This window comes from Caulobacter sp. 05T431 (genome assembly GCF_056665975.1).
In genome coordinates, this window is record NZ_JBFTKU010000014.1 from 79036 (window position 1) to 99410 (window position 20375).

The window sequence follows — 20375 nt, forward strand, 5'->3', positions numbered from 1 at the left end:
CAGTCGTCACTGCTCGGCGACGGTTTTCCGCTCAGACGTGGTTCTGGTCGACCCGCGCCTCGGAGAGGCTCGACAGCTCGGCCATGATCAGTTGGGCCGCCAGCCAGGCGGGTTCGGCGTCATGGGTCACCTCCCCGCGCTCCAGCATGGCCGCCAGCTTGGCCCTCGCCCGACAGACCCGGCTCTTCATCGTGCCTTCGGGAACGTCGCACATCTCGGCCGCCTGCCGATGGGAGAAGCCGCCCGCTCCCACCAGGATCGTCGCTTCACGCTGCTCGTCGCTCAGGGCGTTGAGGGCGTTGCGAAGGTCGTTGAGCATCAGGGACTGGACCTGGTCGGTCCCGGCCGCCGGGATCTGGGCGCTCATCGCCACGTCCAGGGGCGTCTCCCGCCAGACGCGCCGGCGCTGCGAGTAGAAGTGGTTCCGCGCGATCTTCAGGATCCAGCCCTTGAAGTTGGTGCCGGGCGTGAACTGGGCCCGGTGCTGCCAGGCCTTCAGCAGAGCGTCCTGGGCCAGGTCGTCGCCCCTGGCCATGTCGCCGCACAGGCCGCGGGCGAACGAGCGCAGGATCGGGATGCTCTCCACCACCTGCCGCTTGAAGTMGTCCTCGTCGAGCGGCGGCGGCCGACCGGCGGGCGCCGCGAAGCTGCGGGGTTCGGCGGCGACCTCGGCCTTCGAGCCGCGCCAGCGGGCGGAGGTCTCGAGCAGTTTCTCGGTCGGGCTGCGGTCCGTCATATGGAACTCCGGAAATCAGATGGCGGGATCAGCTTCAGGGGGCCGAGCGTCGGGAAGAAGATCGCGGGGATGAGGCCAAGGTCGATGTCCGTGGGTCAGCCGGCCGGCGGCGCGCCGGGCGGCAGGGTCTTGATCATGTCGGCGACGATGGCGTTCAGCCCGTCCTGGGTGGCGTCCTTCTCGTCGACCCGCTTCTGCGAGATGGCGCGCCAGGCCAGCTTGCCGCTGGCGGTGTCGGTCAGGTCCAGCATCACGGCGCCCTCGGTGTAGTTGATGGCGCGGACGTCGACGTCCATCGGCGCGCCGTACATGCCCCAGCCGTAGCCGCCGATGCAGCCGCGGACGCCACAGGCCATGCCGGGGCCGCCGCCCATGCTGGTGGCCGAGTAGTCGGTCCCGTTCTTGAGGCCGACATGGTAGGAGACCAGCAGCTTGGCCTGGGCCGCATCGACCTGGCGATAGCCCTTGGCGGCCAGGTTGGTGTCGATCGCCGTGCGGATGCGTTCGCGCATGATGTCGTTGTCGACGCGCGGGTCGCCGCTTCCGGTCTGGACGGGCGCCCAGGCGTAGGTCGAGCCGGACAGCGGCGTCGTGCCGGTGAGGACCGAGACCTTTCCTCCAGGGCTTTCGCAGGCCGCCAGAGGCAGGCACGCGGCGACCGCCGCGGCGAGGAGGGCTTTGGTCAAGAACCTGGAGGACATCGTACGGACTCCTGCTCGACTGCGGCGTCCCGTCTTGGGTTTCGCGCGGCGCCGTTCGAACTTTCAGCCCGGCGCGTAGCCGCCTCAATCAGGTGAAACCCTGGCCGTAGGGGGTAATCCCTTGAGTTGAGCGGAGCGTGGCTTCGCGGCAACGGAAAGGCCGGCGGATTTCTCCGCCGGCCCTTGGAAAATTAAGGGTGTCAGGCCGATCAGCCGCCGCCTTGCGCCTCGGCCAGCTTGGCGACCGCGTCCCCGATGGTGAAGGTGTTGGGCTTCTGCACCGGCGGGAAATCCTTGAAGGTCGCCGCGAACTGATCCGCGACCGCCCACGCGCCGTAGATGATGTAGGCGTGGTAGAGGAACCATTCGTAGTAGCTGTTCGAGGTGATGTCGGCGAACTCGTAGGGGTCGGTCCGCAGGTTGAACAGCTTGGGCAGCCGCAGCGGCGTGAAGGGCTCGGCCCAGATGCCCATCGTGCCCTTCAGGCGCTGCTCCATGAACACGGCCTTCCAGTTGTCGTACCGGATGGCCAGGATGTCGCCGTCGTCGCTGATGTAGACGAACAGGTTGCGCGGGCTCTTGTCGACCTCGCCGGTCAGGTAGGGCAGCAGGTTCACCCCGTCGATGTGGTTCTTGTACTGCCGGCCGCAGGCGGTGACGCCCTTCTTGACCTTCTCGACGATGTCCGGCTCGCCGGCCGCCGCCAGGAAGGTCGGCAGCCAGTCGTGGTGCTGGACGATCTCGTTGGAGATCGCGCCGGCCTTGATCTTGCCCGGCCAGCGGATCAGTTCGGGAATGCGGAAGCCGCCTTCCCAGTTGGTGTCCTTTTCACTGCGGAAGGGCGTCATGCCGCCGTCCGGCCAGCTGTTGCGGTGGGGGCCGTTGTCGGTCGAGTAGACCACGATGGTGTCCTCGGCCAGGCCCAGCTCGTCCAGCAGGTCCAGCATCTGGCCGACGTTCTTGTCGTGGTCGATCATGGTGTCGTGATAGGGCGACTGCCAGCGGCCGGCCTGGCCCAGGCTGGACTTCTTCGTGTGCGTGAACATGTGCATGTGCGTCGTGTTCAGCCAGACGAAGAACGGCTTGTCGTCCGCCTGCTGCTTTTTGATGAAGGCGGTGGCCTTCTCGACGAACTCGTCGTCGCAGGTCTCCATCCGTTCCTTCGTCAGCGGGCCGGTTTCCTCGATCTTCTGCTTGCCGACCTTGCCCCAGCGCTCGTGGGTAGTGGGGTCGTCGACGTCGGTGGCCCAGGAATGGATGACGCCGCGCGGGCCGTTCTTCTTCTTGAAGTTCGGGAAGTCGGCGTCCGGATAGTAGTCGTACATCTCCGKCTCTTCCTCGGCGTTKAGGTGGTAGAGGTTGCCGAAGAACTCGTCGAACCCATGGTTGGTGGGCAGCATGTGGTTCAGGTCGCCCAGGTGGTTCTTGCCGAACTGGCCGGTGGCGTAGCCCTGCTCCTTGAGCAGCGCCGCGATGGTCACCAGCTTGTCGTTCATGCCGATCGGCGACGCCGGCGCGCCGACCTTCGACAGGCCCGTCCGCAGGACGCTCTGGCCGGTGATGAACGACGACCGCCCGGCGGTGCAGGACTGCTCGCCGTAGCTGTCGGTGAACATCATGCCTTCCTTGGCGATGCGGTCGATGTTCGGGGTCTGATAACCCATCAGGCCGTGCGAGTAGCAGCTCAGGTTGCTGATGCCGATATCGTCGCCCCAGATGACGAGGATATTGGGTTTTCCTTTGGGCATGATGGTCATCCTGCGGTCGCGCCCCATGACACGGAGCGGCGGAACCTCATCACGCCGCCCGAGCGAGGAGTATCGACGGGACCCCCGGCCCGCGCGCGGGGTTCACCCTAGTCGCGCGGCCGCATTTCATGGAGCGGTCAGGGCTTGGCCGGGAACACCGTCTTCCAGTCGTTCTTCATGCTGACGACCGTCCAGCCGCGGGCGGCGGCCTCGTCCAGGGCCTTGTCCAGCCTGCCGATCTTCGACTGCCGGTCGTAGGCGTATTCGCGGACGGCGTCGTCGTGATGGACCAGGATCTGCAGGTTGGGACGCGTGCTGGAGGCCGAGTACTGCAGCATCTGCAGGTCGCCGTCGGAATTGCCGACCGCCACCAGCGGCTGGCGGCCGATGTGCAGGTCGATGTTGGCGGGCTTGCCTGGGCCGTCGTCCAGGCTGCCCAGCGCGGGCTGGGCGACCAGGACCCCCTTCCCGTCCCGCAGTTCGAACTTGGTGGTCGGCGTCGTGCCGATCACCTGTTCGGGCGGTATGCCGTACGACGCTTCCGCGAAGGTCCGCATGAAGCGGACCTCGCCGCCCGAGACGATGTAGGTCTTGAAGCCCGCGCCGCGAAGATAGGCCAGCAGCTCCAGCTGCGGCTGGTAGGTCAGCGCCGTGTAGGGCGTCTTGAACCGGGGATGGCGGGCCTGGTCCAGCCAGGCCTTGGCCACGGCCTGGTATTCTTCCGTCGTCAGGCCGGCCTGGGTGGCGAGCACCGCCTCGAACAGGTCCTTCTCGCTCAGCTTGGCGATCGCCGCCTGGTCGCGACCGGCGATCGCGGCGATGGCCGGCTTCTGCCGCAGCGATGGATCCTTGGCGACCATGTCGCCGATCCGCTCCAGGGCAAAGGCGAACTGGAAATAGATCGGCTGTTCGGCCCACAGCGTGCCATCGTTGTCGAACACGGCGATCCGCTCGTCCGGCGGCACGAAGTCGGGGCCCTGGCGGGTGACCCGCGCGACGTAGCCGGTGATCGCGGTCTTGGCGGGCCCGGCGTTCCACGAGGGCAGCGGATCGGCGGGCGCCGCCGGGCTCGGCGTGGCGATCAGCGCCCACGAGGCGGCGAGTCCGGCGAGGATGGTTCTGCGCGTGGAAAGGAACATGACGCCTCCCGGACCGGTGGTCCTGACTAGAAGAACTTCAGCTGAAGGATGGGCAGGTTGGCGACCAGCAGGCCGCTGACCAGGCAGACCACGAACGCCAGCGCCACAAGGACGCCCTTGATCGTGATCGACTTGAACGTCTGGCCGATGCCGCCGAAGAACAGCGCTACGGCCAGCAGCACGGTGGCGCGCACGAAGCGGTCGCCGATGTCGTTGTCCCTCTGTCCCTGGGCGAACAGGTCGTCGGCCTGCTTCTGCAGCCGCTGGGCCTGGTCCAGGCGGGCCGAGCGGTATTCGGGCATGACGAACGGAGACGCCGGCGCGGCCGGGTCCGTCAGGGGACCGGTCTTGGTCCAGGCCTCGAAGGCGGTGGCGAACTCGGGCCGGAAGCGCTGCCGATAGAAGGCCTGGAGGGCGGGTTCGTCCTGGGCGGCGGCGTTGAGCCAGCCCTGGAACATCAACAGGTCCGCCGTCTGCAACTGTCCGCCCGCGGTGACCGCGGCGGTGGCCTGGGCGCGCGCGGCCCCGGCCTGAGCGTAATGGGACGCCTGCTCGCCGTCCCACAGTGCCGCCTGGAAGCCGACCCAGGAGGTCATGGCGGCGGCCAGCGAGATCACCACGGCGGCCGAGACCTCGACGAACCAAGCGCGGTCGAACCGTTCGCTCATGCCGGCGCCCTCGCCTCTTCCGACGCCGGGTCGACGGCGGCCCGAACCAGGGTTTCCACCATGCGGACCGCGATGCGGAGCCTTGAACGGAACGCGGCGGCCGGCTTCGCGGAGCCGGCGCATTCCCGCAGCTGCAGCTCCATGCACGACCTCGGGGGTGACTGGCTTCGAGGGGCGTTAGCAAAGGGCCTTTGCCGCGCCCGCGCTATCCGGCGAAGCGCCGAGGCGCTCGGGGTGAAACCAGCACGGATGGTCGGATCGGTAGGGAATCTTCCCTTCGAGCCCCGGGGGATCGCCTGATCGATCAGCGTCCCCGCCCATGATCACTTTTAAAATCTCGCGGCGAGGGTGGGCCATGCGGACTTGCGCGCCCGCCTTCGACGTCGACGGCCGCTGGGGCCGAAGGGGAGCAGGATGACGCATCTCGACGGTACCGCTCCCTCCCCCAAGGTCTGGCGCAGGCCCCTGCGCGAAGCGATGGTCTGGATTCCCGGCGGCGTGTTCACCATGGGGTCCGACGATCACTATCCGGAGGAGCGGCCGGCCCGCCGGGTCGCCGTCGACGGGTTCTGGATCGACCCCCATCCGGTCACCAACCGGCAGTTCGCCCAGTTCGTGAACGACACGGGCTATGTCACCTTCGCCGAGCTGCCGCCCGATCCGAAGGACTATCCCGGCGCCGATCCGGCGCTGCTGGTGGCCTCCTCGATGGTGTTCACCCCGCCGCGCGGCGCGGTCGATCTTCGACATCACCTGCAGTGGTGGGCCTTCGTGCAGGGCGCCGATTGGCGCCACCCGTACGGTCCGGCGAGCGACCTCCAGGGGCTGGGCGACCATCCGGTGGTGCATGTCGCCTGGGTCGACATCATGGCTTACGCCGCGTGGGCGGGGCTCGAGATCCCGACCGAGGCGGAATGGGAGCTGGCGGCGCGCGGAGGGCTGGACGGCGCCGAATACGCCTGGGGCGACACCTTCCTGCAGGACGGCCGGCACATGGCCAACACCTGGCAAGGCGTGTTCCCGCACCAGAACACCCTGGACGACGGCTGGGCCAGGACCTCGCCGGTCGGCGCCTATCCGCCCAACGACCATGGCCTCTACGACATGATCGGCAACACCTGGGAATGGACGGCGGACTGGTGGTCGACGCCCGACGTGCAAGGCGGCGCGCCCCGTTGCTGCGCGGCCAAGAACCCGAGAGGCGGATCCGAGGAGGGCAGTCGCGAGGCCGGGGGGCTTCCGATCCCCCGGAAGGTCCTGAAAGGCGGTTCGCACCTGTGCGCGCCGAGTTACTGCAAGCGCTATCGGCCGGCGGCGCGGCACGCGCAGCCGATCGACACCTCGGCGTCGCATGTGGGGTTCCGCTGCATCGTCAGATCCCGCGCCTGAGCCGCTCGGAGGCGACCATGACCAAAGTCCCTTTACCGAGTTGGTCCGACACCTCGCCGAGGCGGAAGATCCTGGACTTCGTGGCGCGGGTCACCCGACCCGGCGGCCGCGACTACGTAGCGCCCGCGGACCGTATCGCCGTGTTCGACAACGACGGCACGCTGTGGGTCGAGCATCCGCTCTACGCCCAGGGCATGTTCGCCCTGGACCGCGCCAAGACCATGGCGGCGTCGCATCCCGAGCTTGCCGCCAAGCCGGTCTTCCAGGCGTTCGTCAACCAGGACATGCCGGCGCTCGCCGCGTGCGGAAAGCAGGCGGTGGTCGAACTCCTGCTGCACCTGCACGCCCACGCCACCGAGGAGTCGTTCGCGCTGGAGGTGGCGACCTGGCTGACCGAGGCCCGGCACCCCCGTTTCGACCGGCCCTACCCCGCCCTCGCCTATCAGCCGATGCGCGAACTTCTGGCCTATCTGGCGGCCAACGACTTCCGCAACTTCATCGTCACCGCCGGCGGGATCGACGTCGTCAGGATGTTCAGCGAGCAGACCTACGGCGTGCCGCGCGAGCGGGTGATCGGCTCCAGCGGCAAGACGGAGTTCCGCCTGAACGGCCGTCGCGGCGAAATCCGCAAGCTGCCCGAGCTCCAGTCGTTCAACGAATACGCGGAGAAGCCGGTCAATATCGCCCTGCACATCGGCCGACGGCCGATCCTGGCGTTCGGCAATTCCGACGGCGACCTGGCGATGCTGGAATACACCGCCTCGGGTCCGGGGCGGCGGCTGCCGATGCTGCTGCATCACGACGACGCCGAGCGCGAATACGCCTACGACAAGGACACCCATGTCGGGAAACTGGACGTGGCCCTGAGCACGGCGATCGAGCGCGGCTGGACGGTCGTCAGCATGAAGGATGACTGGGCGCGTCTGTTCCGCGACAAGACCCTCTAGGCGCTGGACGAAACAACGGCCCGTCGACGGGAGTCGACGGGCCGTGATGCGCCGTTCCGGCTGTGATCAGCCGCCCTTGCGGGCCGCCTTTTCGGCCGCATTGGCTTCCGACCGGGTGACGAAACCGTCGTGGTTGGTGTCGAACGTGGCGAACCTCGGGCCGTAGTAGGCGTCGATCTCCGCCGGGGTGACGAAGCCGTCCTTGTTGGTGTCGAGGGTGCCGAACAGCCCGGCCTTGCCGATCTTCGGCCAGCCGTCGACGCCTTCGTCGCGAACCTGCGCCTTCACCAGCTCCGCGCCCTTGGTCCATTCGGCGTTGCTGAGCTTGCCGTCCTTGTCCTTGTCGGCCCGCATCAGGAAGTTGCGACGGCTGTCCTGATATTCCTTCTGCGTCACCTTGCCGTCCTTGTTGGCGTCGGCGAGCAGTTGCTGGGCGTTCGCGGCGGACGCCGAGAGCAGCGCCACGGCGGTGATGAGAACCAGTCTACGCATCATACAAGCCTCCAGGGGGAATGGGGCCTCGGCCCCGGGGAAAGCGGATGGTGGCGTGGCGGGGTCGTCGCGTCGGGACGCGCGCCGGCCATCAGAAGGCCTCGCCGACATAGAAGTAGAGGGCCGACGTGCCGTCCCCGACGGCGTAGTCGACGCTCATGTTGAGGTGGTACTTAGTGGACGCCTCGAAGCGGACGCCGATCCCGGCCGCCGGCAGCAGGTCCTTGGTGTTGAACTTGGCGAACTCGGGCGCCACTTCGCCGACCCCGGCGAAGGCCACCGCGCCGAAGCGCCCGTAGATCTTGCGCCGGACCTCGGCCTGGACCGCGAACATGGCGTGGTCCCGATACTGGCCGGCGGTGTAGCCGCGCAGGTCGTTGCTCTGGCCGTAGTTGCACAGATCGTAGAACGGGCCGCCGTCGGTGGACCGGCACACCGATCCGCGCCAGGCCACGACGGTCTTGTCATTGACGTCGTGATAGCCGTTCACCGCCGCGGTGAGGCGCGAATAGTCGAAGTCGCTGCCGAGGGCGTCGGACGACACCAGCCACTGGCCGCTGGCGTAGGTCCCGGACCGTGGGTAGTACTCGCTGTCGCGGGTGTCGTATTCGACGGCGGGGCCCAGCTGCGAGACCGTGCTCTGCAGTTCGATGTCGGGCAGCTCGAACTGCGGCAGGAGGCTCGTCGTTTTGAACGTCGAGTCCATCTTGATGTAGCGGAAGCGCAAGCCCGCGTGGACGTGCTGCTTCACATGCATGAGCCCTTCGAGGATCGCGCCGCTGGTCTTCTGTTCCAGTTCGATCGATCGCCCGTCGGAACCGGCGTCCGAGCCGATACCGAAATAGTCGACGTTGAACACCCCGGTTCCGGCCCCCGCGGTGACTCGATACTTGTCGCCGCCCAGATAGGCCTTCTGGAAGGCGGCCACCGCCCAACTCTTGCTGTCGGTGTAGAGACCGCCGACGCCGCTGGTCCATGGGCGCGCGGAGCCGCCCGGCTTGTAGAGCGCCAGTCCCACCACCCCCAGCCCGCTGCCGATGGCGGGATTCGACATGGGGATCGGCATGACCACGAAGCTGGGCTTCATGCTTCCGACCTGTTCGGCCGGCGTTTGCAGGCTGGTGGCGGAGGTCTCGATGTCCTGCGCCCATGAGATAGCCGGCGAAGCGATCAGAATTCCGCAAAGGAGCAGGCTTCGCATGACGGACCGCCTTCAACACTATTCCGTCAACTTTGGGCGCTGGTCAGAGCCGAACAATCAGGTGAAGTCCTAGGCCCCCTTGTGGAAGCCCCAGTATTTGCCGGATGGATTGCCCCAAGCGCCAAACCATCGGGGGATTTAGGGAGGGCGACTAAGGGTTTTACCGGGTAGATTCTAGTGACCGAGCGCTGCAACCGTGCTTCCCGGGTAGAGGGAAGAGCTGTCAAAATGACTGGAGTCGCCACGGCCTTCACCGGGACGGCGCTTGTTGTCGGGGGGAATGGATGTTTCGCCGAGGTTCGCGGCGGAAAACCCCCAGCGTTCAGCAGGGCGTTGATCGGGCCGATCGCGTTGGCGAACCCTTATTTCCCCAATCTTTTCACCGCAATTCCATGTGCGACCAGAACGGTTGGGGATGGGGCGTTTTGCAACCTCTCGCGGAAAATTCAGCGAGCATTTCGTCCAAAAGCAGACAATTATAATGCGAATTACTAGCGGAGCGGGAATCGAAGATGCCCTTGCCTAGCGCACCAACCATCCTGCTTGCCGACGATCACTCGATCGTCCGGGCCGGGCTGCGCGAGGCGTTGGAGTCGCAACCCGGCTGGACCATCTGCGGAGAGGCCTCCAACGGACGCGACGCCGTGCGCCTGGCCAAGGAGCTGGTTCCGGACGTCATGATCCTGGACATCAGCATGCCCGACCTCAGCGGGGTCATCGTCGCCCGCGACGTGCGCAAGCTGAAGACCCACACCGAGCTGCTGATCTTCACCATGCACGACAGCGAGCAGCTGGTGCGCGAGGTGTTCAGCGCCGGCGCGCGGGGTTTCGTGCTCAAGTCGGCCTCGACCGACAACATCATCGCCGCCGTGGCCTCGCTGCTGAACCACAAACCCTACTTCTGCCCCGGGATCACCGACGCCGTGCTGCGCGGCTATCTCTCGCCCGGCGGGCACGGCCTGGGCGAAGTCATCGAAGGGTCGGAGACCCTGACGACGCGCGAACTGCTGATCGTCCAGCTGCTCGCCGAGTCCCGCAGCAACAAGGTCATCGCCTCGATGCTCGACATCAGCGTCAAGACCGTCGAGAGCCACCGCGGCAACATCATGCGAAAGCTGGGCGCCCATTCGCTGGCGGACATCGTGCGCTACGCGATCCGCAACAAGTTGATCGAGGCCTAGCGATCCATCCCGAGGCTCCGCTGAATGCACACGGGCAAGCGCATGGCCGGCGGGTTCGACCCGGCGTTCTTCGAGTCCGCCCTGGACGCGTTCACGGCGAACGTCGCGGTCGTTGACCGAACCGGCGAGATCCTGGCGGTCAACGACGCCTGGGTTCAGTTCCTGGTCCTCAACGAGGTCAAGGTCGTCGACCACTGCATAGGCTGCAACTATCTCGGCTTCTGCGATCGGCTGGGCACGCCGGGCGGTGACGCGGTGGCGGCCGGCCTCCGCGCGTTGCTGGCGGGAGGGGACGGCCCCTTCCGGCACGAATACGTCATGCCGCTGGACGCCGGGCCGCGCTGGGTGAAGCTGTCGGCGGTGCGGGTCGGGCGTCCGGAGCAGCCCTTCCTGATCGTGGCCCACGAGGACATCTCGATCCAGCGGCGGGCCGAGATGGGTTTGCGGGAAGCCACGGCGCGCCTGCTGCTCGCCGAAGACGCCGAACGGCGGCGCATCGCGCGCGAGCTGCACGACAGCACCGCTCAGCATCTGGCCGGCGCCAAGCTGATGCTGCGGCGCCTGGACGCCAGGGATCCGGCCGGCACGAACTCGGTCCGCGATGAGGTGTCGGGGCTGCTGTCCAACGCCTTGGACGAAATCCGCAGCTTCGCCTACCTGCTCCATCCGCCGGCGCTGGAGCACCTGGGGCTGGCGGCGGCGATCCGGCAGTTCGCGACCGGGTTCTCGCGGCGCGCCGACGTGGCGGTGACGATCGACATCCCGGACGACTTCCCGCGGCTGTCCCACGCCACGGAGATCGCGCTGTACCGTGTGGTGCAGGAGGCCCTGGCCAACGTCCACAGCCATTCCGGCAGCCAGCAGGCGCTGGTCCGGCTGAGGATCGCCGGCGAGATGGTGCTGCTGGCGGTGCGCGATTTCGGCTCCGGCCTGCCGCCCCGGCGCGACAGCGCGTCCGGCGTCGGGCTCGAAGGGATGCGGCTGCGCCTCGAGTTCCTCAAGGGCCACCTGACGCTGCGCAACGCCGAACCGGGCCTGGCGCTGGAAGCCTGGGTGCCGCTCCTGCCCGAGGGCGAGGACTGATCTGACAAAGGGGGCGTGGGAGAGCCGGCCCGACACATGCGTCGGGACATGTGGGCCGGCTCTCGACCCGCAACCACGGCCGCGCTCTTGGGGGATGAGCGAACCGGAGCTTGCCAAGGGAAATCGGGGGTGACGCCTTGACGCGCGAGCAGGTCCAGATTGCCGCCGCGCCGGCGCGAGCGCCATCAGGTCAAACCCTAGGAAGAGGCGCGAAAACCCTTATGAGCGTAGGAACCGCTCAGGCTAGGTGGACCGAGCTCTTGATCGCGGTGGTGGCGGCCTGCTTCTGACGGGCGCGGTCGATGGCGTCGTCGAGCAGCTTCAGGAACTCCGACTGCATCTGCATCGACTCGACATCCGACGCCCTCACCCCGTCCAGGGTCGACTGTCGGATTTCTTCGAGCTGCTCGAGCGAAAGCGCCGCGCAAAGGCGGAGGCTGAGGAACTGCAGCGCGGCGACTCGGATCTCAAGATTTGTCATCGGCATGTCGCTGAGGAGGCAGGGCGCCAACGGATACGGATGGAACGCGGTCGGGTCTTGGCGATGGATCGACGGTAACCATGGAGATCAAGCTGCGCCACGACCGACTCCCCGTAGGCGAATCCCAGGACGACATCAGAGTAGAACGGGCGAAACGTTATTTCGGTCGTTCCAAGTGCCAATTAGTGCGGCGGAGCGGCTGGAAAGGCGAAGCGGCCAGCCGACCCGTCGTGAAATTCTCCCGGCCTCGAGCGAATGGCGCGCGACGCTCGCGATGCCATCCTCGCCACGCGGGGACCGCGCGACAAACACATAGCGTAATGCGTGGGATGTTTCTTCAGGACCGTCCACCCTTATCAGGGCGTCCCGAGCGATCTGAAATCAGGCGAACCCCGCTTCGACACCCGGAAAACGACCTACTAAGTGATAGGGGATTAGGGTTTTCGCCAAACTGTGGGGATTGCGCCACGGGGGCGCGCGGCCGGGCGGCGGTCCTCAGAGCTCGGCGGCGGCCTCGGTCGCAAGGCGCATGAGCCAGGCGACCGGGCCGGTTTCGCTCTCGCCGCCCCGGATCACCGCGCCGAACTGGGCCGGTTCGGGGTGGCGACTGGGCTCCACAAGGACGACGGCGCCGCGATCGGCGGCCAGGGTGGCCAAGCGTCTGGGCAGCAAAGCCGCCATGTCGGTCTGGCTGACCATCACCAGGGCCGAGGACGCGTCCGGCACGGTCACGGGCCCCTTCAGCCCGCGCGTCGACGGCAAGGCGTAGTCGTCGCTCCAACTGGTGATGCGCCTCAGGCCCAGTTCGCGCCGCGATCCCCGCCGCATCTCCTCGTTCTCCTGACCGCCGGAGACGACCAGATAGGGAACCTCCGCCAGGGCCTGCGGCGAGATCCCGTTCGCGCCGGCCGCCAGGGCCACGGGATGGTCGACGCGGATCACCCAGACGCCGGTCTCGGTGAACAGCGGCTTGTGGAGGAAGCGCGGCGCGACATGCTCGAAGCCGCCGATMACCATGTCCAGCCGGCCGTGGTCGAGGTCCTCGGCCAGGGGGCCTTCGATCCCGCGGATGCGCAGCTTCACGCCGGGCGCCTGGCGCTGCACGCGCCGGACCACGCCCGGCAGCAGCACCGAGCACAGATAGGCGCTGGCGCTGATGTGGAAAGTGCGTTGATCGACGGCGGGATCGAAGCGCGAAGCCGTGACGGCGGCCTCCAGCAGCTTCAGGGCCGCGCGGACCGGTCCGCCCATCTCGACGGCGCGGGGCGTCGCCTGCAGACCGGAGGGGCCCCGCACGAACAGCTCGTCGCCCAGCGACAGGCGCAGGCGGCCCAGGGCGTGGCTGATCGCCGACTGGGTCAGGCCCAGCTTTGAGCCAGCTCGCGTGGCGCTCTCCTCCTCCAGCAAGGCGTCGAACACCCGCAGAAGGTTGAGGTCTAGGGTCCTGAAATGCGTGTCATTCATGATATCCGTGACGGAATATCATTTTGCTCATGACCTTGGGAGTCCTATCTCCTGGTCAAGGTAAGGCCCTCCCCGGCCCTTCCCCTTAAACCGTAAGAGATTTGCGGCTGGCGCGCGCGCCGGCCGCTTGGGCGTGGAGTATTGCGTGAGCGACGCGGAAGGCTATCAGGCGATCGCCGAGGTCGAGGAAGACGCGGCCCGGAAGCGCCAGGAGCGGACCCTGGGCCAGAAACTGCGCTGGCCGCTGATGATCGGCGTTCCCGTGGTGATCCTCGGCGTTGTCGGGTTCTTCGTCCTGACCGGCGGCAAGTTCGAGACCACCGACGACGCCTATGTCCAGGCGGCGCGCGCCGCCATCAGCCCCAGCGTGGCGGGACGGGTGGTCGAGATCGAGGTCGGCGAGAACCAGGCGGTCAGGAAGGGCCAGGTCCTGTTCCGTCTCGATCCGTCCGACTTCCAGGTCGCGGTCGCCCAGGCGGAGGCCGCCCTGGCCGCCGCGCGCTTCGAGACGCAAGGGTCGCGGGCCGTCTACGACCAGCGCAACGCCGACCTGGCCGCCGCCCAGGAGACGGTCGCCTACACCGAGCGCGAGGCGGTCCGTCAGCGCGACCTGGCCGCCGCCGGCGTCGCCACCAAGGCCCAGGCCGACGAGGCCGCCCACGCCGCCGAACAAGCCCGCCGCCAGGTCGCGGTGGTCCGCCAGCAGATCGCCTCGGCCCTGGCCGACATCGGCGGCCGCGTCGACGTCGCGACCGATCGCCAGCCCAAGGTCATGCAGGCCCAGGCCGCCCTCGACCGCGCCCGGCTGGACCTGTCCTACACGACCATCGTCGCCCCCGCCGACGGCGTGGTGACCAAGGTCGAGCAACTTCAGGTCGGCAACCGCGTCGCCGCCTCCCAGACCCTGTTCTGGCTGGTCTCGGGCCGGCCGTGGATCGAGGCCAACTTCAAGGAAGACCAGTTGGCCCACATGCGCATCGGCCAGCCGGCGACGATCAAGATCGACGCCTACGACCGCGTGCTGAAGGCCCACGTCGTCAGCTTCAGTCCGGGCACCGGCTCCAGCTTCGCCCTGCTGCCGCCCGAGAACGCCACCGGCAACTGGGTCAAGGTCGTCCAGCGCCTGCCCGTGCGCCTGGCCCTCGACGAGAACGTCCCGCAGCTCAGCGCGGGCCTGAGCGCCAAGGCCAAGGTCGACGTCCGCTCGGCCCAGGGTTCCGGCAAGGGCGACGGCTCGAAATGACCGGCGCCGGCAACGGCAAGGGCGACGCGGCCAACCGGGTCCCGATCACGATCGCCGTCATGCTGGCGACGATCATGAACTCGCTGGACACGACGATCGCCAACGTCGCCCTGCCGCATATCCAGGGCAGCGTCTCGGCCTCGGCCGAACAGATCACCTGGGTGCTGACCTCCTACATCGTCGCCGCCACGATCATGACCCCGCTGACCGGCTTCTTGGCCGATCGCATCGGGCGCAAGATGGTGTTCCTGGTGTCGATCGCCGGGTTCACGGCGGCGTCGATGCTGTGCGGGATCGCCGGCAGCCTGGTCGAGATCGTGCTGTTCCGCCTGCTGCAGGGCCTGTTCGGCGCGGCCCTGATCCCTCTGTCGCAAGCCGTGCTGCTGGACATCAACCCGCCCGAGAAACACGGCTCGGCCATGGCCATCTGGGGCGCCGGGGCGGTGCTAGGGCCGATCCTGGGCCCGGCCCTGGGCGGCTGGCTGACCGACAATCTGAACTGGCGCTGGGTGTTCTTCATCAACCTGCCGATCGGCATCCTGGCCTTCGCCGGCGTCTTCCTGTTCCTGTCCGAGAAGAAGGGCGCCGAGAAGCGCCGGTTCGACGTGCTGGGCTTCGCCAGCCTGGCCCTGGCGATCGGCGGGTTCCAGATGATGCTGGACCGCGGCCCCAGCCAGGACTGGTTCGGGTCCAGCGAGATCTGGGTCTATCTGATCGTCGGGATCATCTCGCTGTGGATCTTCGGCGTGCAGCTGGCGACGGCGAAGAAGCCGTTCGTCGACCGCGCCCTGCTGGCCGACACCAACTTCGTCACCTGCTGCGTGTTCGGCTTCTTCATCGGCATCCTGCTGTACAGCGTCCTGGCCCTGCTGCCGCCGATGATGCAGAACCTGCTGGGCTATCCGGTGGCCTTCACGGGCCTGGTCAGCATGCCGCGCGGCATCGGCTCGTTCCTGGCCATGTTCGCCGTCGGCCAGCTGATCGGGCGGATGAGCATCAAGCTGATCCTGCTGATCGGCCTGTCTGTCAGCGCCGTGTCGCTGTGGATGATGACCCAGTTCAGCCTGAGCATGGACACCCACCTGATCATCGTCTCCGGGTTCCTCTCGGGCGTCGGGACCGGCCTGATCTTCGTGCCGCTCAGCACCATCGCCTTCGCCACGGTCAAGCCGCAGCACCGGGCCGAGGGCGCGGGCCTGTTCACCCTGATCCGCAACATCGGCTCCGCGGCCGGCATCTCGATCATGCAGGCCCGCTTCGTCAGCGGCATCGAGACCCACCACGCGGTGCTGATCACGCACGCGGGGCCCGACAATCCGCTGTTCCAGGCCTATGCGCCGCAGGTCTTCGCCACGATCGAGGGCATGGCCCGGTTCAACGGCCAGATTACCAAGCAGGCCTCGATGCTGTCCTACATCGATGATTTCCAGCTGATGCTGGGCATCACCATCCTCTGCGCTCCCATGATCCTCCTGATGCGAACCCCGAAGAAGAAGACGCCGGGGGAAGAGACCGTCCATGTCGCCGAACACTAAGCCTTCGAGATCGGGGCGCCTCGCCGCCCTCGCCGCCTCCGTCAGCCTGGCCGTTCTGGTCGGGGCCTGCACGACCGTCGGTCCGGACTTCGCCCGCCCCGACGCGGCTGGGGCCTCGGGCTACGCCGCGCCGGGCGAGGCCGCCCCGGCCGAGGCCCGTCTCGACGCCGCGCCCGTCGCCGGCCCCTGGTGGACGGCCTTCGGCTCGCCCGCCCTCGACGCCACGATCCGCCAGGCCCTGGCCGACAGCCCCACCTTGGCCGAGGCCGACGCCACGCTGCGGCAATCCCAATCCGCCCTGGCCCAGGCGCGCGGCGCGGCCGGTCCGCAGGTCGACGCCACGGCCGGGGTGAACCGCGAGCGCGCCAACCTCCAGGCCTTCGGCTTCACCAGCTTCGGCGACGTCAAGCTGGAGAACCCGACCTTCAACCTCTATTCGGTGGGCGGCGCCGTCGGCTACGACCTCGACCTGTTCGGCGGGAACAGGCGCCGCATCGAAGGCGCGGCGGCCCGGGCCGAAGCCCAGGCCCGACGCAGCGACGCCGCCTATCTGGCCCTGACGGCCAATGTCGCCCTGCAGGCCCTGACCATCGCCACCCTGAACGCCCAGATCGAGGCGGTGAACCAGATGATCGCCGCCGACCAGGCCAATATCGACCTGGTCCACCGCGCCAACATCCTGGGCGGCTCGACCGCCACGGCGCGGGTCTCGGCCCAGAGCCAGCTGGAGCAGGACCGCGCCCTGCTGCCGCCGCTGCAAGGACAGCTGGCCGCCGCCCGCCACGCCCTGGCCGTGCTGGTCGGCCACGCGCCCGCCGACTGGACCGCGCCGGACTTCTCCCTGGCCGAGCTGAACCTGGCCGCGCCCGTACCGGTCGCCCTGCCCTCGGCCCTGGTCCGCAAGCGCCCCGACATCCTGGCCGCCGAGGCCGATCTGCACGCCGCCACCGCCGATATCGGGGTGGCGACGGCCGACCTCTATCCGAACGTCAAGCTGACCGCGTCGCTGACCCAGGGTTCGCTGAACCCGTCGGATTTCTTCTTCTACGACGCCACCGCCTGGAGCGTCGGCGGAGGGCTGACCGCGCCGATCTTCAACGGCGGCGCCCTGAAGGCCCGCCGGCAGCAGGCGCGCGAAGCGGCCGTGGCCTCGTCGGCTCGCTACCAGCAGACGGTGCTGACCGCCTTCGCCCAGGTCGCCGACGCCCTGTCGGCCCTGAACGCCGACGACGCCGCCATCGCCGCCTACGGCCGCTCCGAAGCCCAGGCCGGCGAAAGCCTGCGCCTGGCCCGCGTCGCCTACGACAAGGGCGGCGGCACGCTGCTGGAGGTGATCGACGCCCAGCGCCGGGTCCACGAAATCCAGGCCTCGAAGGTGCGCGCCCAGGGGCAACGCCTGGCCGACGCGGTGCGCCTGTTCGCGGCGTCCGGCGCTGACTGGCGGAGCGCGGCGACCTAACTGACCAAAATCCATATTTGGTCAGGCCAATTGCTTGTGCGCGCGGTCCAGCCCGCTATGGTGCGGCTCGAAGCGACGCCGACTCCAGAGTGCGTCGAGGCGTCGGGAGATCGGTGAATGCGCGCGAAAACGGCTGTCGTCGGCCTTGCGGCCCTGTTGTCGCTGGGCGTCGCCGTCCAGGCCTCGGCCGCCGAGCCCGTGGTCCCCTCCGCGCCGGCCGGCGTCTGCAAGGGCGATGACGGGACCGCCGCCGCGTTCGGCGGCCGCCGCCTGTTCCGCTGGAGCCCGCAGGCCCTGCGATATGCCAAGGCGCACCGGACCGATCCGGCGATCGCGCCCGCCTATGCCGCGGTGATCAAGCGCGCCGACGCGGCCCTGGCCGGCCCGACCTATACCGTCGTCGACAAGACCCGCACCCCGCCCAGCGGCGACAAGCACGACTACATCTCGATGGGCCCCTATTGGTGGCCCGATCCCACCAAGCCGAACGGCGAGCCCTATATCCGCCGCGACGGCGAGTTCAATCCCGAGCGGTCCACGAACGAATTCGACGTCACCGACCTGGACGCCATGAGCGCCTCGGTCGAGGCCCTGTCGCTGGCCTACTGGTTCACTGACGACGCCCGCTACGCGACCAAGGCCGCCCAGCTGCTGCGCGTCTGGTTCCTGGATCCGGCCACCCGGATGAACCCCAACACCAAGTACGCCCAGGGCGTGCCGGGCCGCACCACGGGCCGGGCCGAGGGCGTGCTGGACACCTATCGCCTGCTGCGGGTGATCGAGGGCGTCGGGCTGCTGGCGCCGTCCAAGGCGCTGTCGGACGCCGACCAGAAGGGCCTGGAGCGCTGGTTCGCCGATTACACGACCTGGATGCGCACCGATCCGAACGGGCGCGAGGAGCAGGCGGCCGCCAACAACCACGGCATCTGGTTCGACTACCAGTTGGCCGGATTCTCGCTGTTCGCCCGCCAGGACGAGGTGGCCCGCCAGGTGGTGGCCGAGGCCGGCGCGCGGCGGATCGCGACCCAGATCGCGCCGAATGGCTCGCTGCCGCTGGAGCTGACCCGCACCCGCGCCCTGCACTACAGCTATTTCGCCCTGGAAGCCCTGGTCGGCACGGCGCAGTTCGGGCGGTGCGTGGACCTGGATCTCTGGCGCTACCAGACCGCCGATGGCCGCGGCCTGCGCGCGGCGTTCGATTTCCTGGCGCCCTATGTCGGCCGGGAGGCCAGCTTCCCCTATCCGGAGCTGAAGCCCGAGGACGCCTCATCCGAGGCCCTGCCGCTGTTCGCCGCCGCCTCGGAAGCCTATGACGACAAGGTATTGGCCGAGAAGGCGCAAGCGCTGGCCCAGCGCTATCCGGCCAGTCTCAGCCGCCTGGTGGCCGCGCCGAAACCCTGAGGCTTCCAGGGACGAGCCAAAAAGCACCGGAGCTATTGGGAGACGGGCGCGCTATAGTGGGCGGCGCCCGTGATCGCCCCGCGCCATGCGGGATCGCCGGCCTGAAAGGACTTCATGTCCGACCACCCGGACACGCGCGAGACGACGCGTTGGACCGCCCTGCTCGAGCTTCTCGGCATCCATCGGATCACGGCGCAGGAAATCCGCGCCGAGACCATGTTCCTGGGCAATCGCMATCAGGGGCGGATCGCCGAGGGCGCGCGCCTGGAGCTCAAGGCCGCGGGAATTTCCGCCTATCGCGTCGCGCTGCTGCGGGCCGTGATCCGGGCGGTTCCCGTGCGGGACGCGGCGGGAGCCGACCAATGACCGACGAGGAAGCCCAGGCCCTGCGCCGGGAGAACGACTATCTCAAGCGCCGCAACGCCCAACTGCAGGATGATGTCACCAGCCTGGGCGGCCAGGTCCTGCGCATGCAGCAGGAGCTCGAGCGGATGCATGGCCGACGGGCGATGACCTCGCCCGATCCGCTGGCGGGCGGCCGGTGATGACGCTTTCACCGGGTCAACTCGTGGCGTTGAAGAACCTGGCCCGCAAGAAGGCGGGTGAAGCGGTCGACTGGATCAACATCGCCGACGCCCGGGTCCTGACCGATCTGGGCCTGGCGGAGCGCACCGGCGGCGGCTGGGTGATCACCCAGGACGGCGCCGCCGCCCTGGCCGGTCATGATGAGTCCGATTGAGGCTGTAGGTCTCTGAATTTCCGGCGTTATCACCGCCGCGCTTCATGTGGCCTCTAGTCCCCGATGAACCGATAGCCGATGCCGGGTTCGGTCAGGATCATCTTCGGCGTCGAGGGATCGGTCTCGAGCTTCTGCCGCAGCTGGCCGACGAACACCCGCAGGTACTGGGTGTCCTGGGCGTGAGCGGGACCCCACACGGCGGTCAGCAGATCCTTGTGGGTCAGCACCTTGCCGCGCGCCTGGGCTAGGCGGGCCAGGACGTCGTATTCGCGCGGCGAGACCTTCACCACGGCCCCGTCGCGGGTCACCAGGTGCTTTTCCAGGTCGATCTCGACCGCTCCGGCCCGGATCGGCGCGATCGGACCCTGGGCCGCGCCGCGCTGGCGCAGGGCCACGCGAAGACGCGCCAGCAACTCCCCGACCCCGAACGGCTTTTCCACATAGTCGTTGGCGCCCAGGTCCAGGGCCTGGATCTTCTCGGGCTCACGGTCGCGGGCCGAGAGGATGACGATCGGGCCGTCGTAGAAGGCCCGGGCCTTCTCCAGCACCTCCTTGCCGTCCATGTCGGGCAGGCCCAGGTCCAGCACCACGGCATCCGGCGACCACAGGGCGATGCCGCGCAGGCCTTCCTGGCCGCTGTCGGCGCGCAGGGGCTCGTAGCCCGCCGCGTCCATGGCCGGGCCGAGGAAGCGGTGGATTTGCGGCTCGTCGTCGATGATCAGGATGCGCTGGCGCATTCCCGCATGGTTCGGAGGGCTCATGGGACCG

General features: G+C 68.2%; 22 protein-coding genes. 11 read left to right on the top strand and 11 right to left on the bottom strand.

From position 1 onward, the window contains the following. Positions 1-31: 31 nt before the first annotated feature. The 6 genes from AC1U89_RS14235 to AC1U89_RS14260 all read right to left on the bottom strand — a co-directional run bounded on the left by AC1U89_RS14235 (position 32) and on the right by AC1U89_RS14260 (position 5135). Positions 32-736 carry a sigma-70 family RNA polymerase sigma factor gene (locus AC1U89_RS14235; protein ID WP_479900347.1) on the bottom strand — a complete coding sequence of 235 codons (705 nt, stop codon included), beginning with the start codon at positions 734-736 and terminating at the stop codon, positions 32-34. 95 nt (positions 737-831) lie between these two features. Further along, positions 832-1422 (bottom strand): DUF4136 domain-containing protein, encoded by a 591-nt coding sequence (locus tag AC1U89_RS14240; RefSeq protein WP_479900348.1) that lies wholly within the window; start codon positions 1420-1422, stop codon positions 832-834. Positions 1423-1646: 224 nt separating this feature from the next. Beyond that, complete coding sequence (locus AC1U89_RS14245; protein WP_479900349.1) at positions 1647-3185, bottom strand: arylsulfatase; 1539 nt, start codon at positions 3183-3185, stop codon at positions 1647-1649. 137 nt (positions 3186-3322) lie between these two features. Next, on the bottom strand, positions 3323-4324 hold the full coding sequence (locus tag AC1U89_RS14250; RefSeq protein ID WP_479900350.1) for an HAD family hydrolase: 1002 nt from the start codon (positions 4322-4324) through the stop codon (positions 3323-3325). A gap of 26 nt (positions 4325-4350) precedes the next feature. Further along, the gene (locus AC1U89_RS14255) at positions 4351-4992 is read right to left on the bottom strand and encodes a hypothetical protein (RefSeq protein ID WP_479900351.1); all 642 of its coding nucleotides are present in this window, start codon (positions 4990-4992) and stop codon (positions 4351-4353) included. Continuing rightward, complete coding sequence (locus AC1U89_RS14260; RefSeq protein ID WP_479900352.1) at positions 4989-5135, bottom strand: hypothetical protein; 147 nt, start codon at positions 5133-5135, stop codon at positions 4989-4991. Before AC1U89_RS14260 ends, AC1U89_RS14255 begins: the two co-directional genes overlap by 4 nt. Before the next feature lie 271 nt (positions 5136-5406). Here AC1U89_RS14260 and AC1U89_RS14265 point away from each other — a divergent pair, with 271 nt between their 5' ends. Both AC1U89_RS14265 and AC1U89_RS14270 read left to right on the top strand, forming a co-directional pair. Continuing rightward, entirely contained in the window at positions 5407-6381 is a 975-nt protein-coding gene (locus tag AC1U89_RS14265; RefSeq protein WP_479900353.1) for a formylglycine-generating enzyme family protein, read from the top strand. 17 nt (positions 6382-6398) lie between these two features. After that, complete coding sequence (locus AC1U89_RS14270; protein ID WP_479900354.1) at positions 6399-7328, top strand: HAD family hydrolase; 930 nt, start codon at positions 6399-6401, stop codon at positions 7326-7328. Between the two features lie 66 nt (positions 7329-7394). Here the strand turns inward: AC1U89_RS14270 and AC1U89_RS14275 are convergent, their stop codons facing one another. Continuing rightward, entirely contained in the window at positions 7395-7820 is a 426-nt protein-coding gene (locus AC1U89_RS14275; protein ID WP_479900355.1) for an EF-hand domain-containing protein, read from the bottom strand. Between the two features lie 91 nt (positions 7821-7911). Continuing rightward, entirely contained in the window at positions 7912-9021 is a 1110-nt protein-coding gene (locus AC1U89_RS14280; RefSeq protein WP_479900356.1) for a BamA/TamA family outer membrane protein, read from the bottom strand. Positions 9022-9533: 512 nt separating this feature from the next. Here AC1U89_RS14280 and AC1U89_RS14285 point away from each other — a divergent pair. Both AC1U89_RS14285 and AC1U89_RS14290 read left to right on the top strand, forming a co-directional pair. Beyond that, on the top strand, positions 9534-10202 hold the full coding sequence (locus AC1U89_RS14285; RefSeq protein WP_165187097.1) for a response regulator: 669 nt from the start codon (positions 9534-9536) through the stop codon (positions 10200-10202). Positions 10203-10226: 24 nt separating this feature from the next. Beyond that, positions 10227-11285: a PAS domain-containing sensor histidine kinase gene (locus tag AC1U89_RS14290; RefSeq protein WP_479900357.1), complete on the top strand. Its 1059-nt coding sequence runs from the start codon at positions 10227-10229 to the stop codon at positions 11283-11285. A gap of 238 nt (positions 11286-11523) precedes the next feature. Here AC1U89_RS14290 and AC1U89_RS14295 read toward each other — a convergent pair whose 3' ends face one another. Next, positions 11524-11766: a hypothetical protein gene (locus tag AC1U89_RS14295; protein WP_156035885.1), complete on the bottom strand. Its 243-nt coding sequence runs from the start codon at positions 11764-11766 to the stop codon at positions 11524-11526. A gap of 495 nt (positions 11767-12261) precedes the next feature. Continuing rightward, positions 12262-13230 carry a LysR family transcriptional regulator gene (locus AC1U89_RS14300; protein WP_479900358.1) on the bottom strand — a complete coding sequence of 323 codons (969 nt, stop codon included), beginning with the start codon at positions 13228-13230 and terminating at the stop codon, positions 12262-12264. A 145-nt stretch (positions 13231-13375) separates the two neighbouring features. Between AC1U89_RS14300 and AC1U89_RS14305 the strand changes: the two genes are divergently transcribed. The 7 genes from AC1U89_RS14305 to AC1U89_RS14335 all read left to right on the top strand — a co-directional run bounded on the left by AC1U89_RS14305 (position 13376) and on the right by AC1U89_RS14335 (position 19607). Continuing rightward, positions 13376-14473, top strand: a complete 1098-nt coding sequence (locus AC1U89_RS14305) for an HlyD family secretion protein (RefSeq protein WP_479900359.1) — start codon at positions 13376-13378, stop codon at positions 14471-14473. Then, positions 14470-16008 carry a DHA2 family efflux MFS transporter permease subunit gene (locus AC1U89_RS14310; protein WP_479900360.1) on the top strand — a complete coding sequence of 513 codons (1539 nt, stop codon included), beginning with the start codon at positions 14470-14472 and terminating at the stop codon, positions 16006-16008. Before AC1U89_RS14305 ends, AC1U89_RS14310 begins: the two co-directional genes overlap by 4 nt. After that, positions 15992-17467 carry an efflux transporter outer membrane subunit gene (locus AC1U89_RS14315; RefSeq protein ID WP_479900361.1) on the top strand — a complete coding sequence of 492 codons (1476 nt, stop codon included), beginning with the start codon at positions 15992-15994 and terminating at the stop codon, positions 17465-17467. The genes AC1U89_RS14310 and AC1U89_RS14315 overlap by 17 nt, the downstream gene beginning before the upstream one ends. A 117-nt stretch (positions 17468-17584) precedes the next feature. Beyond that, a complete protein-coding gene (locus AC1U89_RS14320; protein WP_479900362.1) occupies positions 17585-18868 on the top strand; it encodes an alginate lyase family protein in 1284 nt (427 codons plus the stop codon). A gap of 114 nt (positions 18869-18982) precedes the next feature. After that, positions 18983-19234 (top strand): hypothetical protein, encoded by a 252-nt coding sequence (locus AC1U89_RS14325; RefSeq protein WP_479900363.1) that lies wholly within the window; start codon positions 18983-18985, stop codon positions 19232-19234. After that, positions 19231-19413, top strand: coding sequence for a coiled-coil domain-containing protein (locus AC1U89_RS14330; protein ID WP_479900364.1), 183 nt, complete (start codon positions 19231-19233; stop codon positions 19411-19413). The genes AC1U89_RS14325 and AC1U89_RS14330 overlap by 4 nt, the downstream gene beginning before the upstream one ends. A gap of 23 nt (positions 19414-19436) precedes the next feature. Then, positions 19437-19607 carry a hypothetical protein gene (locus AC1U89_RS14335; RefSeq protein ID WP_479900365.1) on the top strand — a complete coding sequence of 57 codons (171 nt, stop codon included), beginning with the start codon at positions 19437-19439 and terminating at the stop codon, positions 19605-19607. Positions 19608-19660: 53 nt separating this feature from the next. Here the strand turns inward: AC1U89_RS14335 and AC1U89_RS14340 are convergent, their stop codons facing one another. Next, positions 19661-20368, bottom strand: a complete 708-nt coding sequence (locus AC1U89_RS14340) for a response regulator (RefSeq protein WP_479900366.1) — start codon at positions 20366-20368, stop codon at positions 19661-19663. Between the last annotated feature and the right edge of the window lie 7 nt (positions 20369-20375).

Excerpts from the sequence above, each read along its gene's own strand:
- AC1U89_RS14250 (WP_479900350.1), bottom strand. The coding sequence starts at position 4,324 with ATGTTCCTTTCCACGCGCAGAACCATCCTCGCCGGACTCGCCGCCTCG.
- AC1U89_RS14255 (WP_479900351.1), bottom strand. The coding sequence starts at position 4,992 with ATGAGCGAACGGTTCGACCGCGCTTGGTTCGTCGAGGTCTCGGCCGCC.
- AC1U89_RS14260 (WP_479900352.1), bottom strand. The coding sequence starts at position 5,135 with ATGGAGCTGCAGCTGCGGGAATGCGCCGGCTCCGCGAAGCCGGCCGCC.
- AC1U89_RS14265 (WP_479900353.1), top strand. The coding sequence starts at position 5,407 with ATGACGCATCTCGACGGTACCGCTCCCTCCCCCAAGGTCTGGCGCAGG.
- AC1U89_RS14270 (WP_479900354.1), top strand. The coding sequence starts at position 6,399 with ATGACCAAAGTCCCTTTACCGAGTTGGTCCGACACCTCGCCGAGGCGG.
- AC1U89_RS14275 (WP_479900355.1), bottom strand. The coding sequence starts at position 7,820 with ATGCGTAGACTGGTTCTCATCACCGCCGTGGCGCTGCTCTCGGCGTCC.
- AC1U89_RS14280 (WP_479900356.1), bottom strand. The coding sequence starts at position 9,021 with ATGCGAAGCCTGCTCCTTTGCGGAATTCTGATCGCTTCGCCGGCTATC.
- AC1U89_RS14285 (WP_165187097.1), top strand. The coding sequence starts at position 9,534 with ATGCCCTTGCCTAGCGCACCAACCATCCTGCTTGCCGACGATCACTCG.
- AC1U89_RS14290 (WP_479900357.1), top strand. The coding sequence starts at position 10,227 with ATGCACACGGGCAAGCGCATGGCCGGCGGGTTCGACCCGGCGTTCTTC.
- AC1U89_RS14295 (WP_156035885.1), bottom strand. The coding sequence starts at position 11,766 with ATGACAAATCTTGAGATCCGAGTCGCCGCGCTGCAGTTCCTCAGCCTC.
- AC1U89_RS14310 (WP_479900360.1), top strand. The coding sequence starts at position 14,470 with ATGACCGGCGCCGGCAACGGCAAGGGCGACGCGGCCAACCGGGTCCCG.
- AC1U89_RS14315 (WP_479900361.1), top strand. The coding sequence starts at position 15,992 with ATGTCGCCGAACACTAAGCCTTCGAGATCGGGGCGCCTCGCCGCCCTC.
- AC1U89_RS14320 (WP_479900362.1), top strand. The coding sequence starts at position 17,585 with ATGCGCGCGAAAACGGCTGTCGTCGGCCTTGCGGCCCTGTTGTCGCTG.
- AC1U89_RS14330 (WP_479900364.1), top strand. The coding sequence starts at position 19,231 with ATGACCGACGAGGAAGCCCAGGCCCTGCGCCGGGAGAACGACTATCTC.
- AC1U89_RS14340 (WP_479900366.1), bottom strand. The coding sequence starts at position 20,368 with ATGAGCCCTCCGAACCATGCGGGAATGCGCCAGCGCATCCTGATCATC.